This window comes from Paracoccus alkanivorans, from assembly GCF_003697785.1.
GTDB lineage: Bacteria > Pseudomonadota > Alphaproteobacteria > Rhodobacterales > Rhodobacteraceae > Paracoccus > Paracoccus alkanivorans.
In genome coordinates, this window is the sequence record NZ_QOKZ01000009.1 from 114989 (window position 1) to 129660 (window position 14672).

The following is a 14672-nucleotide window of genomic DNA, read 5'->3' on the forward strand; positions in this document are numbered from 1 at the left end:
CCTATCCCCCAAGACCCGGCAGGGACATGCGCGGCAGCGGCACCAGCAGCAGATCGGCGAAGACATAACGCAGCACGAAGGCCGCAACGATACCGAGGATCACGCTGTAAAGCGGCTTGACCCCCATCAGCAGGGCGAGGCCGGCGACGGTGACGAAACCCGCGATGACGAACCCGGTCATCGGCGAGAACAGCGCATAGGCGATGACCAGCGCCAATCCTCCGGCCAGCCGCAACCATGCGTTGATGTTCCGCATCCAGTCCGCACCGCCATCGGCGGCGGGTGCGCTATCCGCTGCAGGTCGCGGCCGCAGGGCCTGGATCAGCATGGCGATGCCGACGCAGATCGAGAACACCGCGATCACGCGAGGCAGGGTGTCGGCGCCGTAATCCTGACCGGGGATCGCGCCAAGTCCGCGCGCGCCGAGGATCAGCGCCACCCCGATCAGGATCGAGATGACGCCCAGCCCGATTTCGCGGGTCCGATGAGGCTGGCTCACTTGGCCAGGCCCGCTTCTTTCATGACGGCGCCGAGATTCGCGTCATCGTCGGCGACCTGTGCCGTGGCCTCTTCGGGGCCAAGCCAGCGCAGGCCGAAGCCGCGTTCCTTCATGAAATCCTGGTAGGTCGGGCTTTCATAGGCTGCCTTGACAGCCTCGGCCAGCTTCGCCCGCACATCATCGGGCAGGCCCTTGGGCACGACGATGGTGCGCCAGACCGACAGTTTCCAATCTGATTGCGTGGCCTCATTCAACGTGGGCACGTCGGGGAACAGTTCCTGGCGTTCGTCGGACATGCTGGCCAGCGGCAGGACCTTGCTTGCCTCGATCAGCGCACGGCCTTCGGCAAGCGAGGAGGGCACCATGTGAACGCCGCCCGCGACCATGTCGGTCAGACCGGCCACCGAGCCCTCGCTCGGCACCCATGTAACGGCATCGACGGGGATGCCCTCGGACATCAGCCAGCCCAGCAGGTTCAGGTGCCAAATGCCTCCCTGACCCGTGCCCGAGGCCTTGAAGGTGCCCGGCTCGCTGGACTTGATCGCATCACGCAGGGCGGCGGCATCTTTCCATTCACTGTCGGCCGAAACCATCAGCCCGCCCGGATCGGCGTTCACCATGCCGAGGATATCGAAATCCTCATGGGTCAGCTCGGTGAGGCCCTGCCAATGCATCATGTCGATCTCGATGGTCATCACGCCCATCGTGTAGCCGTCGGGATTGGCCCTGGCGATGGCGGTATGGCCGACGACGCCCGAGCCGCCGGTGCGGTTCACGACATTGACTGGCTGGCCCAGATTTTCCTGGAGGATCTGCGCGAATATGCGCCCCACGGCATCGGTGCCGCCGCCCGCGCCCCACGGCACGATCATCTCGATCGGCCGCTCTGGAAACTCAGCCAGCGCCTTGCCAGCGCCCATCGGTCCCGGCAGCATCCCCATTGCAGTTGCCGCAACCATCGCGATACCGCTCAGCGCCGCACGGCGGCCGATACGGTTCTTCCCAATGGCTTTCACGATCTTTCCGGTCATCGATGCACTCCCCCCTGTTTCGCATCTCTTTGCGGGCAGTCTTGGTTACAATGTATACGTTGTCAAATGGAACCTGAGCATCGCCGCTTCTTTGCCAATGCACGAGAAACTGCTTGCGCGGTCCGAGGATTGCCGCATAGCATCCCTCAATGGATACCTGTCGGAGGGGGACGGCAATGGCATCGGTCACGATCGAGAACGTAAGAAAATCCTATGGCTCGGTCGAGATATTGCATGGCATCAACATTTCGATAGACGAAGGAGGATTCGTCGTTCTGGTCGGTCCCTCGGGCTGCGGAAAATCGACCTTGCTGCGGATGCTCGCGGGGCTCGAACATATCACGTCGGGGCAAATCCGCATCGGGAATCGCGTCGTCAACGACCTTGCGCCCAAGGAACGCGATATCGCGATGGTCTTTCAGAACTACGCGCTTTACCCGCATCTGACCGTGGCCGAGAACATGGGCTTTTCGCTCAAGCTCGCCGGCGTCTCGCGCGCCGAGATCGCCGAGAAGGTGCGTCCCGCGGCTGAGATCCTGGGACTTGCGCATCTGCTGGAGCGTTATCCGCGAATGCTGTCGGGCGGTCAGCGCCAGCGTGTCGCCATGGGCCGCGCCATCGTCCGCGATCCGCAGGTCTTTCTGTTCGATGAGCCGCTGTCGAACCTCGATGCCAAGCTGCGCGTGACCATGCGCACCGAGATCAAGAACCTGCATCAGCGCCTGAAGACCACGACCGTCTATGTCACCCATGACCAGATCGAGGCGATGACCATGGCCGACAAGATCGTCGTCATGCATGACGGCATAGTCGAGCAGGTCGGCACGCCGCTGGAGCTTTATGACCGGCCGGACAACCTGTTCGTGGCGGGTTTCATCGGCTCGCCCGCGATGAACATGATTGCCGGCACCCTGACCGGGGATGGCCGGTTCGAGGCGAAGGACGGCACGATGCTGCCGGTTGGCGATACCGGCAGCGCCAGGCCGGGACAGCCGCTGGTCTATGGCCTGCGTCCTGAGCTGATGAGCCCCGGCGGAGATATCCCGCTTACCGTCGACGTGATCGAGCCCACCGGCGCCGAGACCCATGTCGTGGGCCGGCTTGGCGGGGCCGAGATCACTGGCGTTTTTCGCGAGCGCGTGGCCGTCGAACCCGGAAGCGCAATGCAGATCGGCGTTACGCCCGCGGGCGTTCATCTGTTCGACGAGGCCAGCGGCCAGCGCGTTTCGGGATGAAACACCAGGCATCGCCCTGCCGCGGCGGAGGAATGCGGCGGGGCGTCATCATCGGGCGACGCAGATCGTCCGCTGCACCAAGGGAGGAAAAGAACCATGACCATTGACCGTAGGAAACTGTTGCAGGGCACGGCCGCGATGGCCGCTGCGGGGGCGCTTGTCGGCCCGTTCCGTCCCGGCCGCGCCCTGGCGCAGGCCGCGCCTTCATTCACCCCGGAAGAGGGGGCATCCTTGCGCCTTCTGCGTTGGGTGCCCTTCGTCGAGGGTGAGGAGGAGGCCTGGAACGCTAACACCAGGGCCTTTACCGAGGCGACCGGCGTCGAAGTCACGATCGACCAGGAAAGCTGGGAGGATGTCCGTCCCAAGGCTGCCGTCGCCGCGAATGTGGGCTCGGGTCCCGATATGGTGATGAGCTGGTTCGACGATCCGTTCCAGTATCCCGACCGGCTTGTCGATGTGACGGATCTCTGCACCGCTCTGGGCGAGGCGCATGGCGGCTGGTATGACGGGCTTGCCGCTTACGGTTCGCAGGACGGGAAATGGATCTCCGTGCCGCTTTGCGCGATCGGCAATGCCATCTGCTACCGCGACAGCCACATCAAGGCCGCGGGCTTCGAGGAATTCCCGTCTGACACCGAGGGGTTCCTGAAACTGTGCCTGGCGCTCAAGGAAAAGGGCACTCCGGCCGGTTTCCCGCATGGCAAGGCGGTGGGCGACGGCAACAACTATGCCCACTGGCTGCTGTGGTCGCATGGCGGCATGACCGTGGACGAGGCGGGGCAGGTCGTCATCAACAGCCCCGAGACGCTTGCCGCCATCGAATATGCCAGGCAGCTTTACGAGACCTTCATCCCCGGCACGGAAAGCTGGCTCGACATCAACAACAACCGCGCCTTCCTTGCAGGTGAGATTTCACTGACCGCCAATGGCGTGTCGCTTTACTACGCGGCGATCAACGACCCGGCGATGAAGGAACTGGCCGAGGATATCCGCACGACCAACCTGCCTATCGGCCCGGTCGGCGAGTCGGTGGAACTACACCAGACCTCGACATTGTCGATCTTCAACCATTGCAAGTTCCCGAATGCGGCCAAGGCCTATATCGAGTTCATGTATCGTTCGGAAAACATGAACAAGTGGATCGAGGCCGCCAGCGCCTATTGCTGCCAGGCGCTGAAGGAATTCGCCGACAATCCGGTCTGGACCTCGAACCCGGTCCACGCGCCCTATGCCAGGGCTTCGGAATCGCTGCGTGTGAACGGCTATGCCGGCCCGCTGGGTCCGGCATCGGCGGGGGCGATGGCCGATTACGTGCTGGTCGACATGTTCGCCGAGGCGGTCACCGGTCAGCGCAGTCCCGAGGACGCCATCGCCAATGCCGAGCGGCGCCTGCAGCGTTACTACCGCTGATCCGCTCAGGTCCGGATGGCGCATTCCACCGCCGTCCGGACCGTCCTTGTCTGACACCGCCCACGGAAAGGACGCGATATGCCCGAGCCCGATCTTGCCGAGAACCCGCGCATGCAGGATGATCCGCCGCCCCGCAAAGGGGGCTGGGCGCGGCTGTCGGAAAGCCGGAACGGTCTGGGCTTTCTGTTCATGCTGCCGGCAGTGGCGTTCCTGCTGTTCTTCCTGACCTATCCACTGGGTCTGGGCGTCTGGCTGGGCTTTACCGACACGCGGATCGGGCGTTCCGGGATTTTCATCGGGCTGGAGAACTATATCTGGCTTTTCGACGACCCGGTCTTCTGGCTCTCGGTTTTCAATACGATGATCTATACGCTGGTGGCCTCGGTCGCGAAATTCGGCCTGGGACTGTGGCTGGCACTGATCCTGAACCGTCACCTGCCGTTCAAGAATTTCTTCCGCGCCATCATCCTGCTGCCCTGGGTGGTGCCGACCGTCCTGTCGGCCATGGCCTTCTGGTGGATCTTCGATTCGCAGTTTTCGATCATCTCGTGGTCGCTGATGCAGCTGGGCCTGATAGACCGGCCGATCAACTTCCTGGGCGAGCCGTGGAATGCGCGCTGGTCGGTGATCGCCGCGAATGTCTGGCGCGGGATTCCCTTTGTGGCGATCTCGCTGCTGGCGGGGTTGCAAACCATCCCGCAATCGCTCAACGAGGCGGCGGCCATCGACGGCGCGACGCCATGGCAGCGCTTCACCAAGGTAACTTTGCCGCTGCTGACGCCGATCATCGCGGTGGTGATGACCTTCTCGGTCCTGTTCACCTTCACCGACTTCCAGTTGATCTACGTCTTGACCCGCGGCGGTCCGGTGAACGCCACACATCTGATGGCCACGCTGTCATTCCAGCGCGCCATTCCCGGCGGCCAGCTGGGCGAGGGCGCCGCAATCGCGGTTGCCATGATCCCCTTCCTGCTGGCTGCGATCCTGTTCAGCTTCTTCGGCCTTCAGCGCCGGAAATGGCAACAGGGTCGGGATTGAGAGGACGCGCATCATGGCCGACAAGACCGAAGATCACTCCGCCCCGCTCGAACAGTTCGAGACGCTGCCGCGCCGCATCCTGGTGGTCTACCTGCCGCTTGCCGTGTTTGTCTTTGTGCTGCTGTTCCCGTTCTACTGGATGACGATCACGGCGGTTAAGCCGGATTCGCAACTGACCGATTACCAGAACCACAGCCCGTTCTGGGTCGTCGGCCCGACGCTGGACCACATGCGTTTTCTGCTGTTCGAGACCTCTTATCCCGCATGGATGTGGAACACGATGATCGTTTCGGTCGCCTCGACGGTGATTGCGCTGTTCACCTCGGTGCTGGCGGCCTACGCGATCGAGCGGCTGCGTTTCACGGGCGCGCGGATCACCGGCCTTCTGATCTTCCTGGCCTATCTTGTGCCGCCCTCGATCCTGTTCATCCCGCTGGCCTATATCGTCTTTCAGGTCGGCATCTTCGATTCACGGCTGGCGCTGATCCTGACCTATCCGACCTTCCTGATTCCGTTCTGCACCTGGCTGCTGATGGGTTACTTCCGCTCGATTCCTTATGAACTGGAGGAATCCGCGCTGGTAGACGGCGCGAGCCGCTGGCAGATCCTGACCAAGGTGGTGCTGCCGCTGGCGGTGCCGGGCCTGATCTCGGCGGGGATATTCGCCTTCACGCTGAGCTGGAACGAGTTCATCTATGCGCTGACATTCATTTCCAGCTCCGAGAACAAGACAGTTCCGGTGGGCGTGCTGACCGAACTGGTGCGTGGCGATATCTATGAATGGGGCGCGTTGATGTCGGGGGCACTGCTGGGATCGCTGCCCGTGGTGATCCTCTATTCCTTCTTCGTGGACTATTACGTGTCGTCCATGACCGGCGCGGTCAAGGAATAGGATTTCATCGCAAGGGCGGGTCCGGTCGATCCGGAACCGCCCTTGACAGTTTCAACCGTCGAAATTGACTTCCTCGATCAGCGTCAGCGCCTCGGGACGCAGTTTGGAGATCTCGCTCAACGGAGTGCTGTCGGGTGTGAACTCACCCCAGCCTTGAACCACTTCCGAGCGCTCGACATGATCCGAGACGGGGAATTCGTAGTTTATCTCGGCATAGATTTTCTGTGCCTCGTCGCTGACCAGAAACTCCATGAATTTCAGGGCAGCCTCCTTGTTCGGCGCGGCTGGAGTCATCGCCACGCCGGAAATGTTCACATGTGTGCCGCCATTCTCGAATGTCGGAAAGACGATACGGACTGAATCGGCCCATGCCTTCTGCTCTTCGTCTTCCAGCATCTTGCCCATGTAATAGGTGTTGCCCAGGCTGATGTCGCATTCCCCGGCCCAGATCGACTTGACCTGATCGCGGTCACCGCCTTCGGGCTTTTTCGCCAGGTTCGCCTTGACGCCTTCAAGCCACGCCTTGGTTTCCTCGGGGCCGTGATACGCCAGGTAGGCAGCAGTCAACGCGACATTGTAATTATGGGTGAAGGGGCGGGTGCAGATGCGGCCCTTCCATTTCGGATCGGCCAGATCCTCATAGGTTGTCACCTCGCCATCCGCCACGCGCTCCTTGCTGGCATAGATGATACGCGCGCGCGTGGTCAGGCCGAACCAATGGCGATCGACATCGCGCAGCGCTTCTGGAACGACATTCAGTGCCTCGCTCTCGACAGCCTGGGTTACGCCGGCATCCTTCACCTCGCCCAAGCGCGCAACATCGACAGTCATGATCAGATCCGCCGGAGAGCGCTCGCCCTCGGCCTTCAGCCGTTCGGCCATGCCCTTTTCGACATAAGCCGCGTTGACGGTGATTCCGGTCGCTTCGGTAAAGGCATCCGTCAGCGGTTTCAGCAATTCGGGTTGGCGGTTGGAATAAACATTCACTTCCTCCGCCAGTGCGGGCAGAGCGGAGGCGCCCATCAGGGAAGCGAGAAGCAGGGAACGCATCGTTGACTCCTTTGGTCAGGTTTCTGCTCGTTTCTCACATCACAGGCATCGCTGCGTCAATAGCCTGAAATTATTATGCAGAATGTGCAAAACTGAAGGGGCCGCAAAGCTGCACCCATATCGCGGCGCATTGACCGCGAGCCCGGCCCGCTATAGGGCGCGGCCATGGCACGCGCACCCTTGTTACAACTGACCGACATCTCGCTGACCTTCGGCGGCGATCCCGTATTCGAAAGCCTGTCCCTGACCGTCCAGCAGGGCGACCGGGTGGCGCTGGTCGGGCGTAACGGCTCGGGCAAATCGACATTGATGAAGGTCATGGCCGGGCTGGTCGAGCCGGACCGGGGCGAGGTCGTGCTGAATGCGGGCAGCCATGTCGGATACATGGAGCAGGACCCCGATCTGACGGGCTTTGCAACGCTTGGCGATTTCGCGCGGGCTGGCCTGCCGGAGGGCGAGGGCTACCGCGTCGAGATGGCTGCGGAAGGGCTGAAATTCGATCCCGACCGCCCGGTCGCCACCGCTTCGGGCGGAGAGCGCCGAAGGGCGGCGCTGGCGCGACTGCTGGCGCAGGCGCCCGAGTTGATGCTGCTGGACGAGCCGACCAACCACCTTGACATCGAGGCGATCGGCTGGCTGGAGGATCACCTTTCGCAGACCCGTGCCGCCTATGTCATCATCAGCCATGACCGCGCCTTCCTGCGCCGCCTGACCCGCGCGACATTGTGGATCGACCGTGGCGAGGTGCGGCGGCAGGAAAGGGGCTTCGAGGGGTTCGAGGATTGGCGCGAGGCGGTCTGGGCCGCCGAGGACGATGCGCGCCACAAGCTCGACCGCAAGATCAAGGCCGAGGCACGTTGGGCGGTCGAGGGCATCAGCGCCCGGCGCAAGCGCAACCAGGGGCGGGTGCGGGCCTTGCAGGCGATGCGGGCCGAGCGGGCCTCGCAGATCCGCCGCCAGGGCACCGCCGCGATGGCGCTGGACACGGGGCCGCAATCGGGCAAGCGGGTGATAGAGGCGCAGGGCATTTCTAAGGCTTTCGGCGAACGGGTGATCCTGAAACCCTTCGACCTGCGCGTGCAGCGGGGCGACCGGGTGGCATTCGTCGGCCCGAACGGGGCGGGCAAGACCACGCTGATCAGGATGCTGACCGGAGAGATCGCGCCGGATCAGGGCGAGGTCAAGCTGGGCACCAACCTGGAAATCGCCGTCTTCGACCAAGCCCGCGCCGCGCTGGACCCCGACCAGAGCCTGTGGGACTCGCTGACCGGCGATCCCGACATGCGCGTTTCCGGCCGGGCCGACCAGGTGATGGTGCGCGGCCAGCCGAAACATGTGGTCGGCTATCTCAAGGATTTCCTCTTTGACGAGGCACAGGCCCGCGCGCCCGTTCGCAGCCTGTCGGGGGGCGAAAAGGCAAGGCTTCTGCTGGCGCGGCTGATGGCGAAGCCCTCGAATCTTCTGGTGCTGGACGAGCCGACCAATGACCTGGACGTCGAGACGCTGGACCTGTTGCAGGACATCCTGGGCGATTATGACGGCACAGTGCTGCTGGTCAGCCACGACCGTGACTTCATCGATCGCGTCGCCGATACGACGGTCGCTATGGAGGGGGACGGCCGCGCCGTTACCTATGCCGGGGGCTGGACGGATTACCGGGCGCAGCGGGGCGAAGATCCGGTCGTTCAGCCTGCGGAAACCGTAAAGCCCGCCTCGGCACCGAAACCGGCTGGAAAGCAGCAACCGGTGAAGGAAGGGTTGAGCTTTACCGAGAAACACCGGCTGGAGGCCTTGCCCGCCGTTATCGAACGTCTTGAGGCCGAGATCGCCAAGTTGTCGGAGTTTCTCTCCGATCCCGAGCTTTACCGGACCGCTCCCGCCAAGTTCGAGAAGGCAACCGAGGCGCTGACCGAGCGGCAGGCGGCATTGGCCGAGGCCGAAGAGGAATGGCTGATGCTGGAAGAGAAGGCCACCGGATAGACCTGCCGGCCGGCCGGCAGAGGTAAATCCCGGGGGAATTGCTTGACTTGCCTGCCCGAATCCGCCATATCCACGCGGACCGGCCGGGCAAATGCCTTTGGCCGGTGCGTTATTTATATGACTCCCCGGTTGAGCCGGGGCGCTGTCCGAAGGCGGGTTAGACCTGCAAACACCGGGACATCCGGGGCCAAAGGACGCGGAAAACGAAGGAAAACAAAGCGATGTTCGCGGTTCTTAAAACGGGCGGCAAGCAATACAAGGTGCAGGCGGGTGACGTGCTGCGCGTTGAGAAGCTGAATGCTGCCGCTGGCGATAAAGTCCAGTTCAACGAGATTCTGATGGTTGGCTCGACCCTGGGCACGCCGCTGGTCGAAGGTGCCTGCGTGCAGGCCGAGGTGATCGACCAGATCAAGGCCGACAAGGTCGTCACCTATGTCAAGCGCCGCCGCAAGCACAGCTCGCAGCGGACCCGCGGCCACCGTCAGCAACTGACCCTGCTGCGTGTGACCGATGTCCTTGAAAAAGGCGCCGGGAAATCCGATGTAAAAGCTGCGGTGGGTGCACGCACCAAGGATGACGTGGTCGCGGCCAAGCCTGCGAAGGCGAAAAAGCCCGCCAAGAAAGACGCTGCTGCCGAGAAACCGGCGGCTGACGCCACTGAAGCGTAAGGAGACTGACCCATGGCACATAAGAAAGCAGGCGGTTCGTCCCGCAACGGTCGCGATTCGGCTGGCCGCCGTCTTGGCGTGAAGCTTTATGGTGGTCAGGCTGCGACCGCTGGTAACATCATCGTGCGTCAGCGCGGCACCAAGTGGTGGCCGGGCGACAATGTCGGCATGGGCAAGGATCATACCCTGTTCGCGCTGACCGATGGCCAGGTGACCTTCAAGAAGGGCCTCAAGGGCCGCACCTTCATTTCGGTAATTCCAGCGCCCCAGGTAGCCGCCGAGTAACCCAAAGGTAACATTCCGATGTTAGAGGGGGGATCGGCGAAAGCCGGTCCCCCAATCAGTTTTCCGGGGGAGGAAAAATGATGATGTCTGCACCAATGCGGGAGGGAACGCGGTTGGATGACCTGAAAGTAGTTGATGCTGCCGCGTTGAACCAGCCCGTGATCGAAACCGACCGTTTCGTGCTTCGCCCGCTGCGTCCTTCCGACGTGGGTATGATCTCGCATTACACCTCCGACCGCCGTGTCGCCGAGGGCACGCGGGCGATCCCGCATCCCCTGCCGCCCGGTGCCTCCGAGGGCTTCGTCGCCCGTGCGCTGTCGCCTGACCGGACCGAGGATGTCTGGGCCATCGACGGCTCGGCCCATCGGCTGGACGAATTGCTGGGCGTGGTCTCGCTGACCCGGATGGAGGGAAACCAGTCCGAACTGGGTTTCTGGATCGGCGCGGGTTTCTGGAATACCGGCTTCGCGACCGAGGCGGTCGAGGCGCTGGTGGCGGCCAATCCGCATGGTTCGCGAACCCTGTTTGCCGAGGCGTTCCAAGATAATCCCGGTTCGGCGCGGGTGCTGACAAATAGCGGTTTCGTCTATCTGGGCGATGCCGAAAGCTGGTCGGTGGCGCGGAATGCCCGGGTCCCGACCTGGACCTATCTGCGCAAGATGGAATGATGACGTTTCGCGGATGAAAGGGGGCGCTCGCGCCCCCTCTCGCGCTGATGCGCAATTCACCCCCGAAGGTATTTCCCGCAAAGAAGAAGGGTGGATTGCAGAATATGCAAATGCCGCTATTGCATTTGATGCCGGGCTACATAACTGCGGGATATGAGCAGCATTCCTTATTCCCTTCTTGATCTTTCGCCGGTGCCGGAAGGCTTCAACGCGGCGGATGCCATTTCCAACACGATCGACCTGGCCCGGCATGCCGAGGGCTGGGGCTATTACCGCTACTGGATGGCCGAGCATCACAACATGCCCGGTATCGCCAGCGCCGCGACGGCGGTGCTGATCGCGCTGGTGGCACAGGCGACGGAACGGATGCGCGTGGGTGCGGGCGGTATCATGCTGCCCAACCACGCGCCGCTGACTGTGGCCGAGGCTTTCGGGACGCTGGCGACGGCCTTTTCCGGCCGGATCGACCTGGGGCTGGGACGGGCTCCGGGCGGCGATGGCGCGGTGATCCGGGCGCTCCGGCGCGATCCGATGGCCGACAGCTTTCCACAGGACGTGGTCGAATTGCTGGATTATTTCGGACCCGAGCGCCCCGGTGCGGCGGTGCGGGCGCTGCCCGGAGAGGGCACCGAGGTGCCCGTCTGGATCCTTGGCAGCAGCCTGTTCGGGGCGCAACTGGCCGCGCATCTGGGATTGCCATATGCCTTTGCCAGCCATTTCGCGCCGGGTGATCTGGAGCAGGCGCTGGCGGTCTATCGCGACCGTTTCCGCCCCTCGCCCTGGAATGAGAGGCCAAGGACGATGCTGGCGATCAATGTCTTTGCCGCAGATGATGCCGAAGAGGCGCATTACCTGCGCACGACGATGCAACTGGCATTCGCGCGGCTGCGCACGGGAATGCCCGGAAAGCTGCCGCGTCCGACCCGAGAGCTGGATGCCGAGATCAGCCCGCAGATGCGGCGCATGGTGGATCAGGCGCTGCGGATCACCGCCGTAGGGAATCTCGGACAGGTGAGGGAGCAACTGGCCGAGCTGATCGAGACGCATCGACCTGACGAGGTGATCCTGACCGGTCAGATCCATGATCACCGGGCGCGGCTGCGCAGTTTCGAGATCGCCGCCGGAGCGATGCAGGAAATCTAGGGCAGCATCACCCGCGCCAATCCGGGAAAAGCGGCGATTACGGCCAGGCCGATGAGGCTGGTCAACAGGAAGGGCAGGGCTCCGCGTGCGACCTTCTCCAGCGGCAGGCGGGTGATATTGGCTGCAACATAGAGATTGATGCCGACCGGGGGCGTGATCAGCCCGATGGCAAGGTTGATCATGATCAGTACGCCGAACCAGATCGGATCCCATTGCAATTCGCGCATCACCGGCAGGAAGATCGGCAGGCAGATGAACATGATCGTCACCGCGTCCATGAACATGCCCGCGATCAGCACCACCAGCATGATCACCGCGAGGATCACCCATTGGTTCTGCGACAGCCCCAGAAGCGCGCCCGAATATTGCCCGATGAGGTCATCCACCGTGACAACCCAACCGAACAGCCCCGCATAGGCCACGACCAACATTACCACCGAGGATCCCGCCGCGCTGTCGGCAAGACATTCGTAAAGGCCGCGGATGCTCAGCGTGCGATAGGCCAGCCCGCCGACCGCCAGCGCATAGACCGAGGCGACGATGGCGGCTTCGGTCGGGGTGAAGATGCCGGAATAGATTCCGCCAAGGATCACCACCGGGGTCATCAGCCCCCAGAAACTGTCAAGGAAACCACGCCATAGCGCGGCGCCATAGGACAGGCCGGGATAGGGGTCCGGGCTTAGCGCCTTCGTAGCGGCGGCGTTCCGCACCCGACCGAAGGGCAGGGCGGCCAGCATCAGTGCGCCGCAAACGAGGCCGGGGATGATCGCGGCGATGAACAGGTCGGCGATCGAGGTTTCGGCCAGCACGCCATAGATGACCAGCCCGATCGAGGGCGGGATGACGATGGACATGGCTGCGCCGGTGCTGACCAGCCCGGCCGCGAAGGCGCGGGAATAGCCGTCCTCCTCCATGGATTTGACGATCATCGGTCCGATGGCGGCGACCGAAGCGGGACCAGAGCCGCTGACCGCGCCCCAGAACAGGCAGACCACGGTGCCGACAAGGCCCATGCCGCCCGGTAGCCCCCCGACCAGCACCCGGAAGAAACGGATCATCCGGTCGGCGATGCCGAGCTTGCCCATCAGGTTGCCGGCGAGGATGAAGAAGGGAATTGCCAGCAGCGAGAATTTCGCGATGCCGGCGGTCAGCAGGTCCCCAACCAGATCGAGGCCGAAACCGAGCTGCCACATTGCGGCCAATGCCGACAGGCCGAGTGCGAAGGCCACCGGCACGCGCAGGACCAGAAACAAGAAGAACAGCCCGACCATCAGGCTGCCCGCGCCGATATCAGCCATCCCGCCCCCTCAATGCCGCCTGCACATAACGGATCAGCACCAGAGCGAAGCCGAAGGGCAGGGCGGCGGAATACCACCAGAGCGGCAGGCCAAGCGCATAGCTGCGCATGCCGTTACCCATCTGGTTGACCAGCAGTTGCCAGCAGAACCAGACCGAGGCGGCCAGCAGCAGCACCGACAGCAAGGTGGCGATCACGATGACCGCCCGCCGCAAGGGGGCGGGCAGCATGTCCGAAATCAGTTCGACGGCCAGATGCTCGCCCCGCCGCGCGGCGATGGCCGCGCCGAAGACCGTCAGCAGGACGAAACCGCCGGTCAGCAGTTCCTCTGTCGCGGCCAGCGAGCGATTGGTGCCGTAGCGGATGACGACATTGGCAAAGCCAAGCAGCGTCATCAGCAAAAGCAGCACCGCGCAGGCGATTTTCTCGAACTGATCCAGCAGCAGGCGCATTTATTCCGCATTCGCTTCGTCGGTGAACAGCTTGACGATATCGGCACCGATCTGCTCGGACCACTTGTCGAAGCTGGGCTTGGTCGCCTCCTTGAAGGCCGCCAGATCCTCGGGCGTGGGCTCATAGACTTCCATGCCCTGTTCCTTCAGGAACTCCAGCCCTTCGGCGGTGGCCTCGCGGCTGATCTCGATCTGGTAAGCCATCGCCTCGTCGGCGGCCTTCTGGAACTGTGCCTTGGTCTCGTCGTCAAGGCTGTCCCATTTCGCCTTGGAAATGCCAAGGAACAGCGGGTCATAGCTGTAATGCCAGGGCGTGATGTATTTCTGCACCTCGTAGACGCGCTGCGGGATGATCACCGCGCCGATGGGGTTTTCCTGCCCGTCCACGACACCCTGCTGCAGCGCCGGGAAGGTCTCGGTCCATTGCATCTGCTGCGGGTTGGCGCCCAGGTCGTTCATCACGTCGATATACATCGGCCCCGCGACGCGCATCTTGAGGCCATTCATGTCCTCGGGCGACTTGATCGGATGTTTGGAGTTGGTAACCTCGCGGAAGCCGTTCTCCCCCCATGCGAGGATATGGATGCCATGGCCCGCCATGATCTCTTCCATCTTGTCACCGGCCTTGCCCGCAGTTGTGCGGTCCACCGCGTCGTAATCGGAATAGAGATAGGGCAGCGAGAAGGCGGCCATTTCAGGCGCGAGCGGGGTGACGTTGATGGCCGAAGTCAGGACCAGATCGATGGCGCCGCGTCCCGTCATCTCGGCCTGTTTCATCTGGTCGCCGCCCGAAAGCTGGGCGTTCGGAAAGACCCGCACCTCGTATTCGCCGCCGGTCTCGGCCGCGAGGAGTTCCGCGAACTTGTCGGCGCCCTGCTGCCAGGTCGTCGTGTCACCCGTATTGTGCGACAGGCGCAGCGTTTCAGCCCCGGCGGGCAGGCACAGGGCAAGCGCGGTGGTCAGGCCAAGGGCCATTCTGGTGAACATGATCATTCCCTCCCGATCGAAATTTCGGGGCATCTTT

At 63.1% G+C, this 14672-nt stretch carries 15 protein-coding genes; 9 read left to right on the forward strand and 6 right to left on the reverse strand.

Features of this window, described 5'->3' with window-relative positions; all coding sequences use genetic code 11:
* Position 1 precedes the first annotated feature (1 nt).
* Positions 2-499, reverse strand: coding sequence for a tripartite tricarboxylate transporter TctB family protein (locus tag C9E81_RS18875; RefSeq protein WP_122113908.1), 498 nt, complete (start codon positions 497-499; stop codon positions 2-4).
* On the reverse strand, positions 496-1530 hold the full coding sequence (locus C9E81_RS18880) for a Bug family tripartite tricarboxylate transporter substrate binding protein (protein WP_166461979.1): 1035 nt from the start codon (positions 1528-1530) through the stop codon (positions 496-498). Before C9E81_RS18880 ends, C9E81_RS18875 begins: the two co-directional genes overlap by 4 nt.
* Positions 1531-1706: 176 nt before the next feature.
* Between C9E81_RS18880 and C9E81_RS18885 the strand changes: the two genes are divergently transcribed.
* The 4 genes from C9E81_RS18885 to C9E81_RS18900 all read left to right on the forward strand — a co-directional run bounded on the left by C9E81_RS18885 (position 1707) and on the right by C9E81_RS18900 (position 6105).
* Positions 1707-2765 (forward strand): ABC transporter ATP-binding protein, encoded by a 1059-nt coding sequence (locus C9E81_RS18885; RefSeq protein WP_122113909.1) that lies wholly within the window; start codon positions 1707-1709, stop codon positions 2763-2765.
* A gap of 96 nt (positions 2766-2861) precedes the next feature.
* Positions 2862-4175 carry an ABC transporter substrate-binding protein gene (locus C9E81_RS18890; RefSeq protein ID WP_122113910.1) on the forward strand — a complete coding sequence of 438 codons (1314 nt, stop codon included), beginning with the start codon at positions 2862-2864 and terminating at the stop codon, positions 4173-4175.
* Between the two features lie 78 nt (positions 4176-4253).
* A complete protein-coding gene (locus tag C9E81_RS18895) occupies positions 4254-5213 on the forward strand; it encodes a carbohydrate ABC transporter permease (protein WP_208021223.1) in 960 nt (319 codons plus the stop codon).
* Between the two features lie 13 nt (positions 5214-5226).
* Positions 5227-6105, forward strand: coding sequence for a carbohydrate ABC transporter permease (locus C9E81_RS18900; RefSeq protein ID WP_122113911.1), 879 nt, complete (start codon positions 5227-5229; stop codon positions 6103-6105).
* A 51-nt stretch (positions 6106-6156) separates the two neighbouring features.
* On the opposite strand, the gene C9E81_RS18905 is transcribed toward C9E81_RS18900, so the two are convergent.
* Positions 6157-7155 carry a Fe(3+) ABC transporter substrate-binding protein gene (locus tag C9E81_RS18905; RefSeq protein ID WP_122113912.1) on the reverse strand — a complete coding sequence of 333 codons (999 nt, stop codon included), beginning with the start codon at positions 7153-7155 and terminating at the stop codon, positions 6157-6159.
* 165 nt (positions 7156-7320) lie between these two features.
* Here C9E81_RS18905 and C9E81_RS18910 point away from each other — a divergent pair, with 165 nt between their 5' ends.
* From C9E81_RS18910 to C9E81_RS18930, 5 genes are all read left to right on the forward strand, one after another.
* On the forward strand, positions 7321-9135 hold the full coding sequence (locus tag C9E81_RS18910; protein ID WP_122113913.1) for an ABC-F family ATP-binding cassette domain-containing protein: 1815 nt from the start codon (positions 7321-7323) through the stop codon (positions 9133-9135).
* Positions 9136-9356: 221 nt separating this feature from the next.
* Entirely contained in the window at positions 9357-9803 is a 447-nt protein-coding gene (rplU, locus tag C9E81_RS18915) for a 50S ribosomal protein L21 (protein WP_122113914.1), read from the forward strand.
* Positions 9804-9815: 12 nt separating this feature from the next.
* Positions 9816-10088: a 50S ribosomal protein L27 gene (rpmA, locus tag C9E81_RS18920; protein WP_122113915.1), complete on the forward strand. Its 273-nt coding sequence runs from the start codon at positions 9816-9818 to the stop codon at positions 10086-10088.
* A 95-nt stretch (positions 10089-10183) separates the two neighbouring features.
* The gene (locus tag C9E81_RS18925; RefSeq protein WP_122113916.1) at positions 10184-10756 is read left to right on the forward strand and encodes a GNAT family N-acetyltransferase; all 573 of its coding nucleotides are present in this window, start codon (positions 10184-10186) and stop codon (positions 10754-10756) included.
* A gap of 162 nt (positions 10757-10918) precedes the next feature.
* On the forward strand, positions 10919-11899 hold the full coding sequence (locus tag C9E81_RS18930; protein ID WP_122113951.1) for an LLM class flavin-dependent oxidoreductase: 981 nt from the start codon (positions 10919-10921) through the stop codon (positions 11897-11899).
* Here C9E81_RS18930 and C9E81_RS18935 read toward each other — a convergent pair.
* The 3 genes from C9E81_RS18935 to C9E81_RS18945 are packed head-to-tail and all read right to left on the reverse strand — an operon-like array spanning position 11896 to position 14635.
* Complete coding sequence (locus C9E81_RS18935) at positions 11896-13197, reverse strand: TRAP transporter large permease (protein ID WP_122113917.1); 1302 nt, start codon at positions 13195-13197, stop codon at positions 11896-11898. The two genes, C9E81_RS18930 and C9E81_RS18935, sit on opposite strands and share 4 nt — an antisense overlap.
* Positions 13190-13648 (reverse strand): TRAP transporter small permease, encoded by a 459-nt coding sequence (locus tag C9E81_RS18940; RefSeq protein ID WP_122113918.1) that lies wholly within the window; start codon positions 13646-13648, stop codon positions 13190-13192. Before C9E81_RS18940 ends, C9E81_RS18935 begins: the two co-directional genes overlap by 8 nt.
* Entirely contained in the window at positions 13649-14635 is a 987-nt protein-coding gene (locus tag C9E81_RS18945; RefSeq protein WP_243698726.1) for a DctP family TRAP transporter solute-binding subunit, read from the reverse strand.
* Positions 14636-14672 lie beyond the last annotated feature (37 nt).

Bases quoted from the DNA above. Each gene is read 5' to 3' on its own strand.
- C9E81_RS18900 (WP_122113911.1), top strand. From the start codon at position 5,227: ATGGCCGACAAGACCGAAGATCACTCCGCCCCGCTCGAACAGTTCGAG.
- C9E81_RS18905 (WP_122113912.1), bottom strand. From the start codon at position 7,155: ATGCGTTCCCTGCTTCTCGCTTCCCTGATGGGCGCCTCCGCTCTGCCC.
- C9E81_RS18925 (WP_122113916.1), top strand. From the start codon at position 10,184: ATGCGGGAGGGAACGCGGTTGGATGACCTGAAAGTAGTTGATGCTGCC.
- C9E81_RS18935 (WP_122113917.1), bottom strand. From the start codon at position 13,197: ATGGCTGATATCGGCGCGGGCAGCCTGATGGTCGGGCTGTTCTTCTTG.
- C9E81_RS18910 (WP_122113913.1), top strand. From the start codon at position 7,321: ATGGCACGCGCACCCTTGTTACAACTGACCGACATCTCGCTGACCTTC.
- C9E81_RS18890 (WP_122113910.1), top strand. From the start codon at position 2,862: ATGACCATTGACCGTAGGAAACTGTTGCAGGGCACGGCCGCGATGGCC.
- C9E81_RS18885 (WP_122113909.1), top strand. From the start codon at position 1,707: ATGGCATCGGTCACGATCGAGAACGTAAGAAAATCCTATGGCTCGGTC.
- C9E81_RS18880 (WP_166461979.1), bottom strand. From the start codon at position 1,530: ATGACCGGAAAGATCGTGAAAGCCATTGGGAAGAACCGTATCGGCCGC.
- rpmA (WP_122113915.1), top strand. From the start codon at position 9,816: ATGGCACATAAGAAAGCAGGCGGTTCGTCCCGCAACGGTCGCGATTCG.
- rplU (WP_122113914.1), top strand. From the start codon at position 9,357: ATGTTCGCGGTTCTTAAAACGGGCGGCAAGCAATACAAGGTGCAGGCG.
- C9E81_RS18940 (WP_122113918.1), bottom strand. From the start codon at position 13,648: ATGCGCCTGCTGCTGGATCAGTTCGAGAAAATCGCCTGCGCGGTGCTG.
- C9E81_RS18895 (WP_208021223.1), top strand. From the start codon at position 4,254: ATGCCCGAGCCCGATCTTGCCGAGAACCCGCGCATGCAGGATGATCCG.
- C9E81_RS18945 (WP_243698726.1), bottom strand. From the start codon at position 14,635: ATGTTCACCAGAATGGCCCTTGGCCTGACCACCGCGCTTGCCCTGTGC.